The 1,881-nt window shown below is 68.6% G+C and carries 3 protein-coding genes; 1 reads left to right on the top strand and 2 read right to left on the bottom strand.

Annotation, left to right across the window (positions count from 1 at the left end; genetic code table 11):
• A partial coding sequence (locus VF794_RS30560; protein WP_331116530.1) for an aminopeptidase P family protein occupies positions 1 to 1,223 on the top strand: 1,223 nt, incomplete at its 5' end.
• A 1-nt stretch (position 1,224) separates the two neighbouring features.
• Here the strand turns inward: VF794_RS30560 and VF794_RS30555 are convergent.
• Positions 1,225 to 1,722 carry a hypothetical protein gene (locus VF794_RS30555; RefSeq protein WP_331116528.1) on the bottom strand — a complete coding sequence of 166 codons (498 nt, stop codon included), beginning with the start codon at positions 1,720 to 1,722 and terminating at the stop codon, positions 1,225 to 1,227.
• A gap of 38 nt (positions 1,723 to 1,760) precedes the next feature.
• On the bottom strand, positions 1,761 to 1,881 hold a 121-nt coding region (locus tag VF794_RS30550), incomplete at its 5' end, for a DUF2914 domain-containing protein (protein WP_331116532.1).

Raw genomic sequence — 1,881 nt, 5'->3', positions numbered from 1 at the left:
CCCACTACCGCTTCCGGCCGGGCACCGACTTCTATTACCTCACCGGCAACACGGAGCCGGACTGCGTGCTCGTCCTCCAGCCGAAGGAGGGCGGCGGCCACACGGACATCCTCTTCGTGGAGCCCAACCCGGGCCGCACGGACGCCACCTTCTTCACGGACCGCGTGAAGGGCGAGCTGTGGGTGGGCCCGCGGCTCGGCGTGAAGGAGAGCCAGGCGCGCTTCGGCGTGCACGAGGCTCGCGGCCTGCCCGAGCTGCCGGGCTTCCTGGAGGGCCTGCGGGGCGCGGCGGTCATTCCCACGCGCGTGCTGCGCGGCCACTCGGCGAAGGTGGACGGCGCGGTGCCCGAGCACTCCGAGCGCGACAAGCAGCTGGCCACGGCCCTGTCCGAGATGCGGCTCATCAAGGACAAGCTGGAGGTGCGCGAGCTGGAGACGGCCATCGACTCCACGCACCGGGGCTTCGAGGACGTCATCCGCCGGCTGAAGGCGGCCCGGAGCGAGCGCGAGGTGGAGGGTGTCTTCAACCTGCGCGCGCGGGTGGAGGGCAACGACGTGGGCTACGGCACCATCGCCGCGGCCGGCCACCATGCCTGCGTGCTGCACTGGACGCGCAACGACGGGGACATCAAGAAGGGCGAGCTGCTGCTCTTGGACGCGGGCGTGGAGGGCAACAGCCTCTACACGGCGGACATCACGCGCACGCTGCCCATCTCGGGCAGGTTCTCCAAGGAGCAGCGGGAGATCTACGAGCTGGTGCTGGACGCGCAGAACCAGGCGATCGACGCGGTGAAGCCGGGCAACGACTTCATGGAGCCGAACCGGGTGGCCATGCGCGTGCTGGCCGAGGGCCTGTACACGCTGGGCATCCTCAAGACGAAGCCCGAGGAGGCGCTGAAGGACGAGAACCAGTTCTACAAGCGCTACTCGCTGCACAACGTCAGCCACATGCTGGGCCTGGACGTGCATGACTGCGCGCAGGCGCGGCAGGAGGCCTACAAGTTCGGCAAGCTGAAGGCGGGCATGGTGCTGACGGTGGAGCCGGGCCTGTACTTCCAGAAGGACGACCTGACAGTGCCGGCGAAGTACCGGGGCATCGGCGTGCGCATCGAGGACGACGTCCTGGTGACGAAGACGGGCTGCCGCGTGCTGTCCGAGGACATCCCGCGCGAGGCGAAGGACATCGAAGCCTGGATGAAGCAGATCTGGAGCGAGAAGAAGTAACCTACTTCCGGGCCCCGGATGCCCGGTCGTAGCACTTGAGCAACAACCGCGCGCGCTCGGCTCCAGGTTGGTGGTCCCACTTCACCACCGGCCTGGCCCCCAGGTAGGACTGGATCTCCCCCACCTGCGCACGCGACACGAGCCCCTGTCGCTCGAGGAACTGGAGGGCCCAGCAGTCCGCGTCCTCCTCGCGGCTCGGGGCCGCGAGCACCTCGTGCGCGCACGTATGCCCGAACCAGAAGAGCTGCACCGCCGGAGACAACCGCGCCAGCATTCCCGGGTTGTACTCGACGTGCGCCGGCACATCGGGCCAGGCGGGGAACCCCAGCCCCACGTCCGCGAGCAGGGTGTTTGGCACGAAGGCCACCGGCAGCCCCGTGGAGGACACACACCGGACGGGCACTCCCGCGATCCGAGGGTTGTAGGGACTGTCGACCTGGGCTCGCGCCAGGCCGGGAAGGCCCACGAGCATCGTGAAGGCCAGCAAGACGCAGCGCATCAGTGAATCCCTCGGGTTGGAAATTCCAGAGTCCGCCTCTACCCCGCGTCCACCTTGAACTCGCGGGGTCCCGTGCTGGTATCGGGCGTCACGGTGAAGGACAGGCGGCCAATCTCCCGTCCGTCCTCCGTCTCCATGGAGACGCGCCAGTCGCCGGGC

The organism is Archangium sp., assembly GCF_036389735.1.
Classification (GTDB): Bacteria; Myxococcota; Myxococcia; order Myxococcales; family Myxococcaceae; genus Archangium.
The sequence above is the reverse complement of the archived record's forward strand: the minus strand, read 5'-3'. Positions and strand labels throughout refer to the sequence as shown.